This window comes from Streptomyces sp. NPDC093018 (assembly GCF_040684035.1).
In the GTDB taxonomy this organism is placed as follows: Bacteria; Actinomycetota; Actinomycetes; order Streptomycetales; family Streptomycetaceae; genus Streptomyces; species Streptomyces murinus.
In genome coordinates this window covers 25,410-42,842 of record NZ_JBFBFF010000001.1, presented here as the reverse complement: position 1 = coordinate 42,842, position 17,433 = coordinate 25,410, and the positions used below count along the sequence as shown (strand labels likewise).

General features: G+C 74.6%; 17 protein-coding genes. 13 read left to right on the top strand and 4 right to left on the bottom strand.

The genetic code is table 11. The features are described 5' to 3' along the window. Positions 1–35 precede the first annotated feature (35 nt). The 12 genes from AB0N90_RS00220 to AB0N90_RS00165 all read left to right on the top strand — a co-directional run bounded on the left by AB0N90_RS00220 (position 36) and on the right by AB0N90_RS00165 (position 12,133). Positions 36–476, top strand: coding sequence for a phage tail protein (locus AB0N90_RS00220; RefSeq protein ID WP_037662774.1), 441 nt, complete (start codon positions 36–38; stop codon positions 474–476). After that, positions 473–970, top strand: coding sequence for a hypothetical protein (locus AB0N90_RS00215; protein ID WP_365192022.1), 498 nt, complete (start codon positions 473–475; stop codon positions 968–970). Before AB0N90_RS00220 ends, AB0N90_RS00215 begins: the two co-directional genes overlap by 4 nt. Then, complete coding sequence (locus AB0N90_RS00210; protein ID WP_361669308.1) at positions 967–1,125, top strand: DUF6760 family protein; 159 nt, start codon at positions 967–969, stop codon at positions 1,123–1,125. Before AB0N90_RS00215 ends, AB0N90_RS00210 begins: the two co-directional genes overlap by 4 nt. A gap of 4 nt (positions 1,126–1,129) precedes the next feature. Further along, the gene (locus tag AB0N90_RS00205) at positions 1,130–4,321 is read left to right on the top strand and encodes a hypothetical protein (protein ID WP_365192021.1); all 3,192 of its coding nucleotides are present in this window, start codon (positions 1,130–1,132) and stop codon (positions 4,319–4,321) included. A 25-nt stretch (positions 4,322–4,346) separates the two neighbouring features. Beyond that, positions 4,347–4,772, top strand: coding sequence for a phage tail protein (locus tag AB0N90_RS00200; RefSeq protein WP_037662782.1), 426 nt, complete (start codon positions 4,347–4,349; stop codon positions 4,770–4,772). Between the two features lie 55 nt (positions 4,773–4,827). Beyond that, a complete protein-coding gene (locus tag AB0N90_RS00195) occupies positions 4,828–5,550 on the top strand; it encodes a LysM peptidoglycan-binding domain-containing protein (RefSeq protein WP_085562786.1) in 723 nt (240 codons plus the stop codon). Continuing rightward, positions 5,547–7,370 carry a VgrG-related protein gene (locus tag AB0N90_RS00190; protein ID WP_365192020.1) on the top strand — a complete coding sequence of 608 codons (1,824 nt, stop codon included), beginning with the start codon at positions 5,547–5,549 and terminating at the stop codon, positions 7,368–7,370. Before AB0N90_RS00195 ends, AB0N90_RS00190 begins: the two co-directional genes overlap by 4 nt. 37 nt (positions 7,371–7,407) lie before the next feature. After that, positions 7,408–7,725: a PAAR domain-containing protein gene (locus AB0N90_RS00185; RefSeq protein ID WP_085562784.1), complete on the top strand. Its 318-nt coding sequence runs from the start codon at positions 7,408–7,410 to the stop codon at positions 7,723–7,725. Further along, positions 7,725–8,147 (top strand): GPW/gp25 family protein, encoded by a 423-nt coding sequence (locus AB0N90_RS00180; protein ID WP_037662788.1) that lies wholly within the window; start codon positions 7,725–7,727, stop codon positions 8,145–8,147. The genes AB0N90_RS00185 and AB0N90_RS00180 overlap by 1 nt, the downstream gene beginning before the upstream one ends. Then, positions 8,147–10,111: a putative baseplate assembly protein gene (locus AB0N90_RS00175; RefSeq protein WP_365192019.1), complete on the top strand. Its 1,965-nt coding sequence runs from the start codon at positions 8,147–8,149 to the stop codon at positions 10,109–10,111. The genes AB0N90_RS00180 and AB0N90_RS00175 overlap by 1 nt, the downstream gene beginning before the upstream one ends. Next, positions 10,108–10,671, top strand: coding sequence for a phage tail protein (locus AB0N90_RS00170; RefSeq protein WP_365192018.1), 564 nt, complete (start codon positions 10,108–10,110; stop codon positions 10,669–10,671). The genes AB0N90_RS00175 and AB0N90_RS00170 overlap by 4 nt, the downstream gene beginning before the upstream one ends. Positions 10,672–11,368: 697 nt before the next feature. Beyond that, the gene (locus AB0N90_RS00165; protein ID WP_365192017.1) at positions 11,369–12,133 is read left to right on the top strand and encodes a zinc-ribbon domain-containing protein; all 765 of its coding nucleotides are present in this window, start codon (positions 11,369–11,371) and stop codon (positions 12,131–12,133) included. A gap of 31 nt (positions 12,134–12,164) precedes the next feature. Here AB0N90_RS00165 and AB0N90_RS00160 read toward each other — a convergent pair whose 3' ends face one another. Beyond that, positions 12,165–13,427 carry a GAF domain-containing SpoIIE family protein phosphatase gene (locus AB0N90_RS00160; RefSeq protein ID WP_365192016.1) on the bottom strand — a complete coding sequence of 421 codons (1,263 nt, stop codon included), beginning with the start codon at positions 13,425–13,427 and terminating at the stop codon, positions 12,165–12,167. Between the two features lie 48 nt (positions 13,428–13,475). After that, entirely contained in the window at positions 13,476–14,048 is a 573-nt protein-coding gene (locus tag AB0N90_RS00155) for an HD domain-containing protein (protein ID WP_365192015.1), read from the bottom strand. Positions 14,049–14,220: 172 nt separating this feature from the next. Between AB0N90_RS00155 and AB0N90_RS00150 the strand changes: the two genes are divergently transcribed. Then, the gene (locus tag AB0N90_RS00150; protein ID WP_365192014.1) at positions 14,221–14,958 is read left to right on the top strand and encodes a DedA family protein; all 738 of its coding nucleotides are present in this window, start codon (positions 14,221–14,223) and stop codon (positions 14,956–14,958) included. 49 nt (positions 14,959–15,007) lie between these two features. On the opposite strand, the gene AB0N90_RS00145 is transcribed toward AB0N90_RS00150, so the two are convergent. After that, positions 15,008–16,621, bottom strand: coding sequence for an amidohydrolase (locus tag AB0N90_RS00145; RefSeq protein WP_365192013.1), 1,614 nt, complete (start codon positions 16,619–16,621; stop codon positions 15,008–15,010). A gap of 119 nt (positions 16,622–16,740) precedes the next feature. Next, positions 16,741–17,391 carry a TetR family transcriptional regulator C-terminal domain-containing protein gene (locus tag AB0N90_RS00140; RefSeq protein ID WP_365192012.1) on the bottom strand — a complete coding sequence of 217 codons (651 nt, stop codon included), beginning with the start codon at positions 17,389–17,391 and terminating at the stop codon, positions 16,741–16,743. Positions 17,392–17,433 lie beyond the last annotated feature (42 nt).

The window sequence follows — 17,433 nt, the reverse complement described above, 5'->3', positions numbered from 1 at the left end:
CCGCGGGTCGGTCAAGGAAAGGTGAACAAACAGTCATGGCAGAGGGCGATGCTCTTTCCACCCATGTCTTCGGCGTGCAGCTCGGCGGCTACATGGTGGAGTCCATCCAGGAGATCAGCGGTCTGACCGTCGAGGAAGAGGTCGTCGAGGTACGGCAGGTCACCTCGGAGGGCAAGCAGATCATCCGCAAGCAGCCGGGCGCCCGGCAGGCGGGTGAGATCACGATCACCCGGGGACTCGACAAGTCCAGCGAGTTCACCAAGTGGATCAAGGAAACCCTGAACAACGGTGCCGTCGACACCGCCCGGCAGAACCTGACGATCGAGATCAAGGACTCCAAGGGCGAGACGGTGCGCCGGATCCAGCTGATGCAGGGCTGGGCCTCCCGCTGGGAGGGTCCCTCGCTCAAGGCGGGCGAGTCCGCGGCGGCGACCGAGACGGTCACCATCGTGTTCGAGGAGATCGTCGTCGAATGAGGCGCCGTACGGTGACGGCGGGCAGCCTGGAGGAGATCCTCGACGCGACGGCGCCCGCCGCGGCCCCCGAGCAGTCGCAGGCCCCGGCGCCACCGTCCGGCCCCCCGGCCACCCGTGACCACGGGCTGCGCACCGAGTTCGAGTTCGAGCTGCCGCGCGGGTACGTGGACGAGGCGGGCACGCTGCACCGCAACGGGTCGATGCGGCTCGCCACGGCCCGTGACGAGCTGCGCCCGCAGATCGATCTGCGGGTCAAGGAGAACCCCGCGTACCTCAGTGTGGTGCTGCTGAGCCAGGTGATCACCCGGCTCGGCACCATCACCGATGTGCACGCGGGCGTCGTGGAGCGGATGTACGCCACCGACGTCGCCTTCCTCCAGGACTTCTACCGCCGGGTCAACAGCGAGGGTCACACCCGCGCGGCGGTGACCTGTCCGCACTGCGAGGGCGGCTTCGAGGTCGACCTCTCGGGTGGGCGCCTGGGGGAATCGTGACGTACGCGCTTCCCCGGCTCCGGGAGGAAGTCGCGTACATCGCCTATCACTTCCACTGGCCGCGCGAGGAGATCCTCGATCTCACCCATGCGGAGCGCCGTCAGTGGGTGGGCGAGATCGCTCGTATCAACGCCCGTATGAACGAGGGTGGTTGAGGTCATGGCGTGGTGGGATGTACGCCGCCGCAGGGACCGGGCCGCCGACATCACGTCGGCGGCTCCGTCGGGTCCGTCCGGCTCGGGTCCGGCCGGCTCCGAGCCGTCGCGGGCCGCTTCGGCGACGCCCGGGGGCTCCCTGCCCGGGGACTGGGACGGCGGTTGGCGCCGGGTCGCGGCGCCGTCGCTGACCGTGGCGCGCGCGCCGCTCGGCGTCAGCGACGGTCTCACCTTCCGCGACGGCCTCACCTCCTGGCAGAACCCCGCCTTCGACTCGGGCCTCGGCCATGGGCTGCTGCCCTCGGCGCCGATGGGCCTGGTGCATGGAGTGACGCGCCCTGCCGTCCAGCGCTCCGAGTACGGCTCCGGCGGTCCGCTGCTGCTGCGTTCGCTGCCGGAGCCCGGTGGCGAGGAGGCGGGGGACGGTGCCGATTCCGCTCTGGCACAGGTCCAGCGGGTGGTGCGGGCGGACGGGCGGGGCGCCGGAGAGGTACGGCGGCCGACGGCCAAGTCCGCGCGCTCGCAGGCTGTTTCGCCTTCGCCGGGTGCGGAGCGTGGCGCAGCGGACGGTGCGGGGCGTACGACCGGACCGGAGCTTCCGGTGGTACGGCGGGTCGCCGTGGTGCCGAATGCTCCGGGTGCCGGGAACACGCCCCGGGGTACGTCGGTCGAGCCGGGCCGGGCGGACGCGGTACGACCGCGGCCGCTGGGCCCCTCGCTGACCGTGGCGCGCCGGGTGGCGACCGGGCCGGTACGGCGGGTCACCGCGGTACGACCGGCGTCGGCCGCCGGTGTCGAGGCCGGTGCCGGGGTCGCGGGTGCCGGTGCCGCTGCTGTTCAGCGTGCCGCCGCTCCCGGGCGGGCGCCTGGGCGCGCTTCGCTGGGTGCTCCGATGACCGAACTTCCTTCCACGGCCGCTCCGTTGGCTGTCGATGGGCCGCCGCCGTCCCGCTCCGTCACGGCTGACGCGCCCTCGCCGAGTGGTCCGGTGCTGCCGGTGGTGCAGCGCCGGGTGGATGCTTCCGAGACCGGCGCCGGGGAAGCCGTTGCGGCGCCGCGTGTCGTCGCGGCCGACGGGCGGACGAACGCCGCTGCGCAGGCCCCTGCCGTACAGCGCCGGGCGGACGGCTCCGCCTCTGGTCCGGCCGACACCCAGGCGGCGTCCGGGCCACTGCTTCCCGAGGTGCGGCGTCACGTGGACGCCGCTGCCGACAAGGCACCCGAGACTCCCCGCGCCGCCGAGGTCCGGCCGTCGGCCGACCCGGTACTGCCGGTCGTACAGCGTCAGGCGGAGGCGCCCGCCGCCACCGGGCGCGAACTCCCGTCCACCGAGGCGCGGAAGCCTTCCCGTGACGTCGCTCCCGCGCCCGCCAGGCCGTTGCTCCCCGAGGTGCAGCGGCTGGTGGACACTCCGGGCTCCGCCGGGAACGCGAGTCCGGCCGCGTCCGGTCCCGCGACCACCGGTACTCCCGGGGTGTCCGGCACGGGCGACGCCCAGCCCCCGGCGGGACCCGCGCTGCCCGTCGTACAGCGCCGGACGGACACCGCGGACACCACCCCCGCCGAGACCCGGCCGGGCTCCGGGCCCGAGCCGTCCGTCGTACAGCGCACCGCGCACGCACCCGAGGCCGCCCGGCCGTCAGCCAAGCCGCTGCTCCCCGGAACACAGCACCGGCTGGACGCTCCGGCCTCTGCCGGGGGCGAACTCCCCGCCGTGAACGGGCCGGTGCTGCCCGCCGTGCAGCGGCAGGTGGAGGCTCCCGGCGCCGAGGTGCCCGCCAAGCCGCTGCTGTCGCCGGTGCGGCGTCAGCTGGACGCTTCCGGCTCCGCCGAAACGGAAACGCAGCGTCCCGCCACGGCTCCCCGGCCGGCTGCCACCGCCGAGCCGACGCCCGGCCCGGTGCTGCCCGTCGTACAACGCCAGACGGACTCTTCCGCGCTGCCCGGCACCTCGGCCACACCGACAACGCGACCCGGCTCCTCGACCGCTCCGACGACGCGACCCGGTGGCGGACCGGCCGCCGCCGAAGGTCCCGCGCCGTCCCGCCGTACCGAGCGGACCGGCCCGTCCGGAGCCCGTGCCCGTGGCGGTCTGGGCGCGCCCCTGCCCGCGCTGCCGCCGACCGCCGCCCCGCGTGGGCCGGTCGATGCCGGTGGCCGTCCGGCCCAGCCCTACGTCCAGCGGGTGGCGGCGGGGCAGGAGGCGCTGCGGGCCTCCATGGCGCCCCTCCTGGGGACGGCGGCCACCGACGTGCCCGCGTCCATGTCCGACTCCCCTGCCCCGACGCCCACTTCCGCGCCCTCCGAGGTGCCCGCACCGGCCACTCCCCTGGTGACCCGGGCCGTGGCACAGCCGGGCCCCTCGGCCACGGGCGCCCCCGACGTCGTACAGCGCGCGGCGTCCACCGGACCCGCGAAACCGGGACTCACGCAACCGGGCCCCGCACAACCCGCACGGCGTACGAACACCCCGCGCCCGGTCGTCGTGGCCCGTGCCCTCGCCGAGCCCCGGCGGACCGTGCACGGCACCGCCCGCTCGCTCCTCTCCGCCCGCCCCCTCACCCTCAACACCCGTGCGCCGGAAGGCATGCCGCGCCCACCGCACGCCGACTCCCCCGGCGTTCCCGCCAAGCCCCCGGTCGTGGCGGCCTCCTGGCACCGTGAGCCCGCCCCGGAAGCAGTGCGACCGACCACCCCCGGGGCGCCTCCCGTCCAGCGGGCCGTCCCAACTCGCCCGAAGCTTCCCGTCGTACGCCCGGACACCACCGTCCAGCGGGCGGGAGCCGGTGCCGCCCTGCCCCTGACCGAGGCGCAGGCGCCCCCGCTCCAGACGGCGCCGTCCCCGGCCTCGCTCACCCCGCCCGGCGGGCTCCCCGTCCCCGTGGTGCGGATGGCCCGGCCCCTGGCGCCGACTCCGGTGGTTCCGGGCGGCGTTCAGGTCGATGTCGTACAGCGGGACGCGAAGGAGGCGGCCGGCGGCACGTCCGGGCGCAACCGTCCGCGGTCGGCCTCCGCCCCGGCGTCCTTTCCGGCATCGGGCACGACGGCCGACAAGAAGGAGGCCGCGCCGCAGGACCCGGGTGTCGATCTGGAGGACCTGGCGCGGCGGCTGCTGGACCCGTTGGCCCGGCTGCTGCGGGCCGACATGCGGCGGGGACGGGAACGCGCCGGACGCCCCTATGACGGACGGCGCTAGCGGACATGGAACGGATGGCCCACGGATGACGGACAACATCTTCGCGACGAGCGTGTTCTTCCGGCTCCAGATCGGCGGCAACGATCTGGGTGCCTTCCACACGTGCTCCGGCATGGGCGCGCAGGTGGAGATGGAGAGTTACGCGGAGGGCGGCAACAACGGCTTCACCTGGCAGCTGCCGGGCCGGGTCACCTGGTCCAACATCACGCTGACCAGGCCGGTCACCGCCGACACGATGAAGATCAGCCGCTGGCTCGACCAGACGCTGCGCCGGGTGGAGCCCAAGGACGGGGAGATCGTGGCGCTGAAACCGGATCTGTCGCGGATCATCAGCTGGCAGGTGCTCGGCATCGTGCCAGTGCGCTGGGAGGGCCCGTCCTTCGACCCGGCCAACTCGCAGGCGGCGCTGGAGACGCTGGAGATCGCCCACGAGGGCCTGCGCCCCTCCTGACCCCGCGGCCGTCAACCGCCCGCTCACCTCGATCCGTACGAAAGGAGTTCCCGGTATGTCCTCCGCCGCCCGCACCAGCCGTGCCCGGGCCCAACTGACCCTGAAGGAACCCCCTTCGGCGGTCGGCGCCAAGCCCGGCGGGACGATCGCGCAGCTCAATCTCCAGTTCAACCCGTCCACCCTGCAACTGCGCAAGTCCACCACCTGGCGGCGCACCCCCTCCCGGATGGCAGGGCAGTCGGCGCTGCCGGAGTTCGTGGGCAGCGGGCCGCGGGAGCTGAGCCTGGATGTCTTCCTCGACGCGACGTCGACGCACGACGACTCGGTCGAGCAGGCGGTGGAGAAACTGATGAAGGCCTGTGTGCCGACACCGGCGAGCCTCGCCCGCAAGAAGCCCGCGAGCCCCTGGGTGCGGTTCGAGTGGGGTACGGCCCGCACCACCTCGTTCGACGGGGTGATGTCCGGGCTCTCCGTGACGTACACGCTGTTCGACGTGGACGGCAAACCGCTGCGCGCGACCTGTTCGCTCTCCGTGGAGGAGGCGAGCGTCGACCCGGCGGGGCAGAACCCCACCTCGGGCGCGCGCACCGCCCGCAGCACGCACACGATCGTGGCCGGGGACAGTCTGGCGCTGCTGGCCTGGCGGGAGTACGGAGATGCGACGGCCTGGCGGGTGATCGCCGAGGCGAACGGGATCGACGACCCGATGGACCTGCCGCCCGGCACCGAACTGGTGGTGCCGGCGCTCGGGGACGCGGGCGGTGAGGAGGAGCGGTGACGACACCCGAGGCGCGGGGCGGCCGGTCGTTCGCGGCGGACCCCGTCGTGGAGGCGCCCGGTGAGCTGCCGCAGATCTGGGCGGCGCAGCTGGTGAGTTGTGTGGTGGACGAGAACGTGGGGCTGCCGGACACGGCGGTGCTCACCTATCGCGACCCCGACAACGAGTTCCTGAAGTCGACCGGCATCACGCTCGGCACCCCGCTGAAGGTGTCGGTGGTGACGGTCGCCGGGCAGGCGCGCGAGCAGTTGTTCAGCGGCGAGGTCACGGCGGTGGAGATCGACCGGGACGGCACCGGTTCGTTCACGGTGGTGCGCGCCTACTCCAAGGCGCACCGGCTGCAGCGCGGCCGGAAGGTGGTGGCGTACCGGAACATGACGGCCGCCGCCATCGTGCGCAAGGTGGCCGCGGGCGCGGGGCTGCCGGTGGGGAAGGTGGAGGCCGCGCCGGTCACCTACAAGCAGCTGTCGCAGGCCAACGTCTCCGACTGGGACTTCCTCCAGTATCTGGCGGGCGAGAGCGGCGCTCAGGTGCGGGTGGACGACAAGGGGGTGCTCCAGTTCACCCGGCCCGAGCCGGCGTCGGGGGCACCCGCGCCGTCCACCCCGGCGACGCAGAGCCCGATGGTGCTGGAGTACGGGCGCAATCTGCTGGCGCTGCGGGCCGCCCTGTCCGGCGCGGACGGCGCGTCGCAGGTGGAGGTGCGCGGCTGGGACGTCACCACCAAGACGCCGCTGGTGGCCCGGCAGCCGTCGGTGACCAGCACGACGGTGCAGCCGGGGCTGTCCCCGTCACTGGCGTCCACGTTCGGGGCGAGCGCCAAGCTGACGGTGACCGACACCCCGTACCGTACGCAGGCCGAGACGACGGCGGCCGCGACGGCGATCTCCGCGCAAGTGGCTTCCGCGTTCGGTGAGTTGGAAGTGGTGGTGGAGGGCAGTCCGCGGCTGCGGGCCGGGGTGCCGGTGGCGCTCGGCAATGTCGGGCCCGCCTTCTCCGGCCGGTACACGGCGACCGCCGTGCACCACAGCCTGGACCCGCACGGCGGCTACCGGACCACGGTATGGGTCAGCGCCAGCCCGGACCGGTCCCTCGCGGGCCTGGCCACCGGCGCCAACGCGCCCGGCCGGGGCCCGCGCATCCCGGGCCTCGCCATCGGCGTGGTGACGGACGTACGGGAGCCGGGCGGCGCGCAGAACGGCGCGGTGCGGCTCAAGTTCCCCTGGCTGGACGACACCTATGTGTCCGACTGGGTGCGCACGGTGCAGTGGGGCGGCAAGGGCGGCGGCGGTGTGGTCAGCCCCGAGGTCAACGACGAGGTGCTGGTCGGCTTCGAACAGGGCCTGCTGGACAGCCCGTACGTCATCGGCGGCCTGTACAACGGCGTGGACACCCCGTCCAAGCACGATGTGCCGTTGATCGACGGGACCAGCGGCAAGGTCAACCGCCGTTCCATCGTGTCCCGTTCGGGGCACCGGGTGGAGCTGCTGGACCCGCGCTCGGGCCCCTCCGGGGTACGGCTGCGCACCGGGGACGAGCGCATGGAGGTGATGCTCGACGACCGCAACGACCGGATCACGCTGACCGTGTACGCGGCCGGCGGGCGCCGGGCGCTCACCTCGGTGCGTCTTGACGAGCACGGCATCACCCTCGACGCGGGCACCGGCAAGGTCAGTGTGAAGGGCGCCTCCGTGGACATCGACGGCACCAACTCGGTGAAGATGTCCGGACGTTCGGCGACCGTCACCGGGCAGACCGATCTCACGCTCGACGGCGGTCTGCTGGGGGTGCTGAAGGCCGACCTCGTCCGCATCAACTGAACCGCCAGCCCCAGACACTTCCCAGGAGGAGCCCCACATGCCCGGCGCAGCCCGTACCGGCGATTCCACCAGCCACGGCGGGGTGGTCGCCACCCCCCCGCCCGGCGCCGCCGCGACGGTGGCCCGGGTACTGATCGGCGGCAAGCCCGCCGCCGTGGTGGGCAGCCTGCACACCTGCCCGATCCCCCCGCACGCGGCCCTCGGCCCCGGCAATGTCATCGTGCCCAACCCGGCCTCGCTGACCTCCGGCCTGGTCCTGATCGGCGGGCTGCCGGCCGCCCGAGCGGGCGACAAGTCCGCGTGCGGCGCGAACATCCTGCTCGGCGCCCTGAACGTGCAGATCGGGGGCCTGTGATGAGCGAGCGGTTCATCGGCCGGGGCTGGGCGTTCCCGCTGCGGGTCGGACCGACCGGCGGTATCGCGCTGGTGGAGCGGGAGCGGGAGATCGAGGAGGCCATCCGGCTGGTCCTCGGCACCGCGCCCGGTGAGCGGCCGATGCGGCCCGAGTTCGGCTGCGGCATCCATGACTACGTCTTCGCGCCCGGCGACGGCGCCACCGCGGGCCGGATCGCCCAGCAGGTGCGCGAGGCGCTGGAGCGCTGGGAGCCGCGGATCGGCGTGGACGAGGTGGTCGTCGCCTTCGACGCCGTCGACGACGGCACCCTCTACATCGATGTGCGCTACACGATCCGTTCCACCAACGACCGGCGCAACCTGGTGTTTCCCTTCTACACGATCCCCTCCGAGGAGGGGGCCGAGGAAGCGGTCGCGGACTGATGGCCCTGCCCTCCCCCAATCTGGACGACCGGCGCTTCCAGCAGCTCGTCGACGAGGCGAAGCGCTATGTGCAGCAGCGCGCCCCGGAGTGGACCGATCACAACGTCTCCGACCCGGGCGTGACCCTGATCGAGACGTTCGCGTACATCGTGGACCAGCTGCTGTACCGGCTGAACCGGGTGCCGGACAAGAACTACACGGCGTTCCTCGACCTGTTGGGCATCCGGCTGTTCCCGCCCGCGGCGGCCGGGGCCGAGGTCGACTTCTGGCTGTCGGCGCCGCAGCAGGACGCGGTGACGCTGCCCGCGGGCACCGAGGTGACCACCGCGGACGGCGAGGCGGAAGAGCCCGTGGTGTTCGCCACCAAGGACGAACTGCGCATCGTGCCCAGCGAGTTGACCCGGCTGGTGGCCGCGCCCAGGGGCGGTGAGCAGACCGACAGGACCCGGGAGCTCGCCGAGGGCCGTGATGTGCGCTGCTTCCAGGCGGCCCCGCAGCCGGGTGACGCGCTGCTGTTCGGGCTGCCCACGGCGGTGCCCCGGTGCATCGTGGCGGTACGGCTGGACAGCCGGGTGGAGGGCGTCGGCGTGGACCCGCGTCAGCCGCCGCTGGTCTGGGAGGCGTGGGACGGCGGCCGCTGGCGGCTGTGCGAGACCGGCTCGGACACCACCGGCGGTCTGAACCGGCCCGGCGAGGTGATCGTGTACGTGCCCGGCGAGCACACCGCGTCCGTGATCGGCGGTACCCGGGCGGGCTGGCTGCGCTGCCGGGTCACCGAGGCGGAGCCGGGCCAGCCGTTCTACTCGGAGTCGCCGACGGTGCGCGAGGCGACGGTGTTCACGGTCGGCGGCACCACCCCGGTCGAGCACGCCGAGACCGTCACGGACGTCCCGCTCGGCACCTCGGAGGGGGTCGCGGGACAGACGTTCCGGCTCGGCCGCCCGCCCGTGCTGCTGGACGGCGGGCCGCCGGTGGTCGAGGTCTCCTCGGCCGACGGCTGGCAGCGCTGGGAGGTGGTCGAGCACTTCGGGCGCTCGGGCCCCGGCGACCGGCATGTCCGGGTGGACGCCACCACCGGCGAGTTCGGCTTCCCGCCGGCGCTGCGCGAACCGGACGGCACGCTGCGGCTGTGCGGCGCGGTGCCGGAGAAGGGCGCCCACATCCGGGTCTCCCGCTACCGCACCGGCGGCGGCCCGGCCGGCAATGTGGCCCGGGGCGCGATCTCGGTGCTGCGCAGCTCGGTGCCGTACATCGCGCGGGTCGTCAACCGGGAGGCGGCGCGCGGGGGCGTGGACGGGGAGACCGTCGCCAACGCCAAGCTGCGCGCCCCGGACGCCCTGCGCATGCAGGAGCGGGCGGTCACCGCCGAGGACCACGAGATCATCGCCCGGCAGGCGGCGCCCTCGGTGCGCCGGGTGCGCTGTCTGCCCGCCGCGGACGGCGGCGCGGGTGCGGTGCGGGTGCTCGTGGTGCCGGACGCGGTCGCCGACGAGGGCGACGACCGGCTCCGTTTCGAGCAGCTCATCCCCTCGGACCAGGTGCTGACCGCGATCACCGAGAGCCTGGACGAACGGCGCCTGATCGGCACCCGGTTGGTGGTGGAGCCGCCGGTCTACCAGGGCGTCACCGTGGTCGCCCGGCTCGCGACCGCGCCCGCCGACACCGACCGGGTGCGGGACGCGGCGCTCGCCGCGCTGTTCCGCTATCTCAACCCGCTGCGCGGCGGCCCGGACGGCACCGGGTGGCCGTTCGGTCGTCCGGTGCAGTACGGCGAGGTGTTCGGGGTGCTCCAACGGGCCACCGGCAACGCGCTGGTGGAGGAGATCCGGCTGTTCGCCGCCGACCCGATCACCGGGCGGCGCGGCGCGCCGGTGGACCGTATCGACGTCGGTCCTGGCGCGCTGATCTTCTCCTACCAGCACCAGGTCGTCGTGCAGCCCATCGAAGCGGAGGCCCGTCCATGAGCCGTGCCGCCGTTCCCGGTCTGCCGAGCCGGCATCCGATCGGCGGGCTGCTGCCCGCGCTGTACGCCGACGACGACTTCGCGCAGCGGTTCACCGCGGGCCTGGACACCGTTCTCGCCCCCGTGTTCTCCACCCTGGACAATCTGTCCGCCTATCTCGACCCGCGGGTCGCCCCGGCCGACTTCGTGGCCTGGCTGGCCTCGTGGGTGGGCGCCGCCGACGACGAGCAGTGGCCGGAGGGGCTGCGCCGCGAGGCGGTGGTACGGGCGGTCGAGCTGCACCGCTGGCGCGGCACCCGGCGCGGTCTCGTGGAGCGGCTGCGGCTCACCCTCGGGGTGGAGGCCGATGTCCTGGGCGACGGCGGCGCGGTGTGGTCCCGGACCCCGGGCACCCCGCTGCCGCCGGCGCCGTCCGGTGAGGTGCTGGTCCGGGTGTGGCCGGGCCGGGAGCCGGTGGTGGACGCGGACCGCGTCCGCGAGATCGTCCGCGCCCACTGTCCCGTCCATGTCCCCTGCCGGGTCGAGATCCTGTCCGGACCGCCCACCGACGAAGGGAGGTGACGCCATGCGCGCCTGTCCCGCGTGCGGGGCGTCCAACGGCCCCGACGACGACTTCTGCGGCAACTGCGGTGCGTATCTGGGGTGGTCCTCGGAGAGGCCAGCCGCGGCGAGTTCACGGACGCCGGAGGAGGTCAATCCTCCGGAGGGTGAGGCGAGTTCGGCTCTCCCGACGACGGACGCCGCCTCGGCTGAGGGGAGTTCGGGGCAGACGGACGCCGACACCCGGCCCCCGGCGGAGGATTCGCGTTCGGCCGGGCGTACGGAGGAACGCCGTACGACGCGTACCGACACCGACGCCCGGCCCGTCCAGGCTCCGCCGGTCCCCCGTACGGCACCCACCGCGTCCGGCGGGTCCGGGGCGTCCGGAGCGCGCAGCACACCCGCCGCGCCTCCGGCACCCCGCACGCCCCCGGAACCGGCGGCGCCCCCGTCCGCGCGCACGCGCCCCGAGCCGGCGGCGACCACGCCGCCACGCACACCGCCCGCGCCGTCGGCCCCTCCCATGCCCTCCGCCGCCACGGCACCCCCGGCCGCCCCGGAACCAAGCACCGCCCCCACCCCGTCCGCCTCTCCCACCCCACCGCCCACTCCCCCGCGCCCGGCCTCTCCGTCGCCCCGGACTCCGTCCGCGTCCCCGGCCCCCAGGGCGCCCCGGGCGCCGGAGCCCGCCGAGGCGGAGGCCCGGCAGCCCGCTCCGGTGCTGCCCGGGAAGCCGGTCGCGCAGCGGCCCGTCGTACGGCCGGTGGAGCAGCGGGAGGAGGTGGTCGGACCGCCGTGTCCCGCGTGCGGGACGCCGAATCCGCCGGGGCGCAAGTTCTGCCGCCGCTGTGCCACCCCGCTGAACCCGCAGGCAACCCCCGCGCCGCTGCCGTGGTGGCGGACGATATGGCCGCTCCGGCGCCGGGTGCGCGCCGGGTCCGGGCGCTGGGTGCGGGTGCTGGTGATCCTGCTGGTGGTGATCGCGCTGTGCGTGGGCGGGTTCCTGCTGCTGCCCGCCGGGCGCGCCCTGTTCGAGGACACCCGGGACAAGCTCGGCGGCAGCAAGGCCATCACCGCGACGAAGGTCACGGCGAGCGCGTCCGTGCCCGGGCATCCGGCGTCGAACACCACGGACGGCCTCAGCAACCGGTATTGGGGCGCGCCGGGTCCTGGTGCCTCGGTGACGTACACCTTCGGCAAGCCGTTCCGGATGGTGGATCTCATCATCACCAACGGCGCCTCGGACGCGCCGCAGCAGTACGCGACCGAGGCCCGTGCGCTCCAGATGGACATGGAGGTCACGTCCTCGGACGGCACGGTGCACCGCGAGTCCCTCTCGCTGAGCGACAAGGCGGGTCACCAGACGGTGCCCACCGGGATCAGCGACGTGGTGCGGGTGCGTCTGGTGCTGCACTCGGTCACGGGACTGACGGCGGGCCGTCATGTCGCCCTCGCGGAGGTGGAGTTCTTCCAGCGGAGCTGAACCCCGCGCGAGAGAAGCGGAGTTCAGGGTCTCAGCCCGGCTGCGGTCCCGACCGCGGCCGCAGCCGGGCGGCCAGGGCGGCCACGTCGTCCTCGGTGTTGCGGGCGTCGAGCCGGGTGACAACGGTGTCGAGGATGGCGTCGAGACCCGGCGAGGTCCCGAAGTCGATGGCACCGAGCCGGTCCAGGGAGCGGTCGATGTCCTCGCCGCGCCGCTCGACAAGGCCGTCGGTGAACAGGATCAGGGTCTGTCCGGGCGTCATCCGGAAGGTGGCCGGCTCATAGCCGCCGAGCCCGGTGCCGAGCGGTGGTCCGACCGGCACCGGCAGCGGGGTGGCCCGGCCGTCCGCGTCGATCACGAACGGCGGCAGATGCCCGGCGCTGGCCAGCGTCACCAGGCCCCGGTTGGGGTCGATCTGGGCGAGCAGGCAGGTGGCGGGCCTGCGTTCGGGTTCGTCGGAGGCCATGTCGTCCAGCTGGCGCAGCACCCGGTGCGGGGGCAGGTCGGCGGAGGCGATGTAGCGCAGCGAGGAACGGTAGGCGGTCATGTCCACCGCCGCCTCAAGGCCGTGTCCCATGACGTCGCCGACGACCAGCAGGGTGCGGCCGAAGTGCAGTCGTACGGTCTCGCACCAGTCCCCGCCGACCAGCGCGCTGTGTCCGACGGGCAGATAGCGGATGGCGACGTCCAGGTTCGGGTGCGGGCGGCCGGGCTCGGCCAGCAGGGCGCGCTGGAGCTTGCCGATGATGCCGCTGACCGCGTCGTGCTCGCGGGCGTGCCGGATGTGGGAGGCGGCGCGTTCGGTGAGGAAGCGCAGGAACTCCGCCTCCGATGCCGTGCAGGGCGCGCCGTCGCGGGCGCAGACCAGCACGCCGTAGTGGCGGCCGCCGGTGGCCAGCGGCACACAGAGCGCGGTGCGCTCGTCGCCGGGTTCGGCGGCGACGGTCAGGTCCTCGTCCGGGTCGGCGGCGACCCGGGCGGCCGCGGCGACCCGCCGGGCCGCGGGCAACAGGTCCGGGCGCCCGCCGACCGCCTCGTAGCCGACGCCCGCCGCGCGGCCCCAGCGCAGCACGGCCGCGGCGCCGCCCATCTGGGCGACGGCGGCGCGGGTCAGCTCCGCGCAGGTCGTGTTCTCGTCGAGGGTCGTGCCGATCGTGGCCGCCACCGCGCGCAGCTCGGCCGGGCCCGCGGGCACGGGGGCCTCTTCCGGGTCGGGGGTGCCGGGGCCGGTGCCGGGGCCGTGTTCGACGGCGTCGACCGTCGACTGGCGAAACGGCTGAAACCAATCCACCACAGGACTCACCTTAAAGGGGGACGCCCCCACCGTCCCACCATGAGCACATCAGCATCCGCCGGACCCCGCTTGAGCGTGGCTCGCGGCGACGCGCTCCAGGACCGGCCGCCAGCTCTCCAGGGGCCGTACCCGCAGGCCGACGACCTTTCCGGCGTCGTCGGCGCGGCGCAGCGCGACCGCGGCCGCGAAGTCCGGCCCGGCCTCGAAGGCGGCCGCCTCCGCCGGGCTCATGGGGCCGCCCTGGCAGCCGAGGGTGCGGGCGCTCTCCGGGGACAGCGCGAGCCCCGGGTCGGTGGCGGCGAGGTAGCGCTTGGCCGGAATGTGCAGGGCGACCAGGCGGGCGACGCGGGGCCCGAGCAGGCCCTCGACCGCGGTGGCGGCGTGGGTGCCGTGTCCGGCCTCGTCGCCGGGCACCAGGTGGTGGCCGAGGTCATGGACCAGCCCGGCCGCCTGCGCCTCCTCGTCGTCGGGGCGGCTCGCGGCCAGCAGGGCGGCGACCTGGAGGCCGTGGTCGAGGATGTCCACCGGGTCGCCGGAGCGGTCCGGGGTGTCCCAGACGCCGGCGCACCCGGCCAGCAGGCCCATCAGCGCGTCGACGGAGGAGATCGGGCGGTGCGTCATGGGGACACGCTGCCTCGGCGGGGTGGACGGCTGGGTGTACGACGGGTGGCCGGGGGATGTCGGTCCGTCCCGGCCTGTGCCTTCGCACAAATCTTTCACGCGCGCGCATATCTCCTCCGCGCAGGATGCTGGTGAGCGTGGAGCCCTGCGAGGAGGCCAGGAGGCGCGGCCGGTGATCGCCGTCAACCCGTTGGACAGCGCCTCGGTGCTGGCCGCCTTCGGCGCGCTCGGGGTACTGGCGGTGATCTTCGCGGAGTCGGGGCTGCTGGTCTTCGGCTTCTTCCTGCCGGGGGACACGCTGCTGTTCCCGGCCGGTGTGCTGTGCGCGGGCACCGCCGGGCAGCCGCCGCGGCTCGCGCTGTGGCAGGTGCTGCTGTGCGCGGCGATCGGCGCGGTGGCGGGGGGCCAGGTCGGCTATCTGATCGGGCGGCACGGCGGCCGGGCGCTGCTCGCGCGCACCTCCAGCCGCCGGGTGAAGGGCGCGGCGGCCCGCGCGGAGGATCTGCTGGCCCGCTACGGCTACGGCAAGGCGCTGGTCATCGGCCGGTTCGTGCCGCTGCTGCGCACCGTGCTGCATCCGGTGGCGGGGGCGCTCGGGGTGCCCGCCCGGCCGTTCACGCTCTGGCAGACGGTGGGCGGGGTGCTCTGGTCGCAGGCCCTGGTCCTGGCGGGGTTCACCCTCGGCGCCTCGGTCCCCGCGGTGGACGACTATCTGTTGCTGCTGGTCGCGGCGGTCGTCGTGCTGTCCATGCTGCCGCTGCTGGTGGAGGCCCGCAGGAGGCGACGGGAACGGCGGGCCGAGCCGGAACCGGAAGGGCCCGCCGGGGCGGAGGGGTCGGAGGGGGACGCCGAGCCCGGCCCCCGGGAGGAGCCCCAGCGGCGCGACCGGTCCGGGCACCACGACCGCTGAGCGGGCGCCCCGCAAAGCCCCCGTAGCCCCCGTAGCCCCCCCCGATGCCCTACACCCCCTCCCCCCGATGCCGCACCCGCCCCGCCACCACCGTGAGCACCACCGGCACCCCCGCCAGCTCGGTGTCGGCCACGGCGAGAGGGTCCTCCGCGAGCACCGTGAGGTCGGCGCGGTACCCGACGGCGAGCCGCCCCGCGTGCTCCTCCTCCCCCGCGACCCAGGCGGCGTTCATGGTCATCGCCCGCAGCGCCTGGAGCCCGGTGAGGGCCTGCTCGGGGCCGTGCGGCGGCAGCGAGAGGTCGGCGGGGCGGCGGTGCCGGGCACCGGCCATGACCTGGAGCGGCGGGTACGGCGCGATGGGCCAGTCGGAGCCGAGCACCACCGTGGCCCCGGTGGCCCACAGGTCACGGCAGCGGAACGCGCGCGCCGCCCGCTCCTCGCCGAGCCGCCGCGACCAGTTGTCGGTGTGGTCGGCGCGGGTGAACTCGCAGCAGTGCGTGGGCTGCATGGACGCGGCGACCCCGAGCGGCGCGAACCGCCGTACGGTGTCGTCCGGCACGGTCTCGATGTGCTCGACGCGGTGCCGGGGGCCGCTCGGGTGCTCGGCCCGCGCCTTCTCCACGGAGTCCAGCACATGCCGTACGGCCGCGTCGCCGATGGCGTGGGTGGCGGTGGGCACCCCGGCGCGGTGCAGGGCGTCGATCACCTGGGTGTAGCGCCGCGGATCGGGCCAGAAGGCGCGGGCGGACTCGCCGTGCCGGTCGGGGTCCTCCAGCCAGGCGGTGCCGTTGTCGATGGTGCCGTCCATGAACAGCTTCACACCGGTCACCCGCCACAGCGCGCCGCCGGTGCCCTGGAGCCGGATCAGCTCGGCGAGGGCGTCGTCGTCGGTCTCCGGGCGGCACCAGGGGTGGACCCGCAGCCGCAGGGGCAGCGCGTCCTCGGCCTCCAGGGCGGCGTAGACATCGAGGCCGGTGCCGTCCATGGCGTGCCCGCCGGTGAGGCCGGCCGCGGCCATCGCGCGCAGCACCTCGGCGGTCCGCGCCCGCACCTGGGCCTCGGTCGGCTTGGGCGCGGCGGCCTCGGCCGATTCGCAGGCCGCGTCCTCCAGAAGCAGTCCGGTGGGCCGGCCCTCGGCGTCGCACACGATCTCCGAGCCCTGGGCGAAGGTGCGGGGCCCGTCGATGCCCGCCAGTTCCAGGGCGCGTTCGCTGGCGAGCAGCGAGTGGCCGTCGAAGAGGTCGAGGAGGGCGGGCACGCCGTCGAGGACGGGGGCGAGGGCCGCGTGCCCGACCGGGGCGGTGCCGAAGGCATTGGGGTCGAGGCCCCAGCCGCGCAGCCAGGCGCCCGGCGGCAGTTCCCGTGCGGCCCCGGCGAGCGCGTCCCGTACGGCGGCCAGGTCGCGGCAGCCGGAGAGGTCGACGCCCATGGTGCGTTCGGCGCCGGAGACCGGGTGCAGATGCCCGTCGGTCAGGCCCGGCACGATCACCGCGCCGCGCAGGTCCAGCACGGTGCTGCGGGGTCCGGCGAGCGCGCGGGCCTCCCGGTCGTCGCCGAGCAGCACGATGCGCCCGTCCCGCGCGGCGAGCGCGGTGTGCGGCAGGAGGCCGCCGGTGGCCGGGTCGAGCAGCCGGGCGGAGAGCAGGACGAGGTCGGCGGGCACGGGGGCTCCTTCAAACGTCGGGCTTCAGAAATTCAGGCTTCGGGCTTCAGGCTTCGGGCTTCGGCCATCGGGCTTCGCACCCCGCATCGGGCTTCGGGCATCCGGGCAGCCCGGGTGGGTCAGCCGATGGTCGTAGCGCGCTCCAACATGCCCTCCCCCAGGCCGAGTTCACGCTCAGCCGTGCGATGCGCCATCCGGCGCACCGCGGCCGGGAGTTCCGGGCCGACGGTGTCGACCGTGTTGACGTCGACGCTGAGCCCGTCGAGGACGACGAGGATCTGGAGCGCCACCGCGAGCGGGTCCTCGGTACGGAACTCACCGGCGGCCACGCCGTCCTGGATCAGCCCTTCGAGGCGGCCGCGCCAGTCGGCCTCCTGGAGGGCGACCCGGTCGCGCAGCGGGGGCCGGTAGCGGCTGAGGTGGCGGGCGTTGAGCCAGAGCCGGCTGATCGCGTCGTACGTCTCCCCCGAGGTGTGGTCGAGGAAGCGGGCCAGCCGCTCGACGGGGCGGCCGGCGTGCGGCCCGGCGGGCAGCAGGCGGTCCAGTTCCCCGGTGGCCGCGCTGCCGAACGCTTCCGCCACCAGTTCCTCGGCGGAGGGGAAGTAGTGGCTGATCAGCCCGGGGCGTACCGCCAGTTCCTCGGCGATCCGGCGCAGGGTGATGCATTCCAGGCCCTCGGCCAGGGCGATCGCGGCGGCCGTGTCCACGATCTCGGCCCGCCGGGCGGCCGGGTCCTTGCGGATTCGTTTGCGCTGAACGCTTGACGACATGACGGCGATGCTATTGAGTGACCGACCAATAAGCAACTGGTC

Bases quoted from the DNA above. Each gene is read 5' to 3' on its own strand.
- AB0N90_RS00220 (WP_037662774.1), top strand. From the start codon at position 36: ATGGCAGAGGGCGATGCTCTTTCCACCCATGTCTTCGGCGTGCAGCTC.
- AB0N90_RS00215 (WP_365192022.1), top strand. From the start codon at position 473: ATGAGGCGCCGTACGGTGACGGCGGGCAGCCTGGAGGAGATCCTCGAC.
- AB0N90_RS00205 (WP_365192021.1), top strand. From the start codon at position 1,130: ATGGCGTGGTGGGATGTACGCCGCCGCAGGGACCGGGCCGCCGACATC.
- AB0N90_RS00200 (WP_037662782.1), top strand. From the start codon at position 4,347: ATGACGGACAACATCTTCGCGACGAGCGTGTTCTTCCGGCTCCAGATC.
- AB0N90_RS00195 (WP_085562786.1), top strand. From the start codon at position 4,828: ATGTCCTCCGCCGCCCGCACCAGCCGTGCCCGGGCCCAACTGACCCTG.
- AB0N90_RS00185 (WP_085562784.1), top strand. From the start codon at position 7,408: ATGCCCGGCGCAGCCCGTACCGGCGATTCCACCAGCCACGGCGGGGTG.
- AB0N90_RS00180 (WP_037662788.1), top strand. From the start codon at position 7,725: ATGAGCGAGCGGTTCATCGGCCGGGGCTGGGCGTTCCCGCTGCGGGTC.
- AB0N90_RS00175 (WP_365192019.1), top strand. From the start codon at position 8,147: ATGGCCCTGCCCTCCCCCAATCTGGACGACCGGCGCTTCCAGCAGCTC.
- AB0N90_RS00170 (WP_365192018.1), top strand. From the start codon at position 10,108: ATGAGCCGTGCCGCCGTTCCCGGTCTGCCGAGCCGGCATCCGATCGGC.
- AB0N90_RS00155 (WP_365192015.1), bottom strand. From the start codon at position 14,048: ATGACGCACCGCCCGATCTCCTCCGTCGACGCGCTGATGGGCCTGCTG.
- AB0N90_RS00140 (WP_365192012.1), bottom strand. From the start codon at position 17,391: ATGTCGTCAAGCGTTCAGCGCAAACGAATCCGCAAGGACCCGGCCGCC.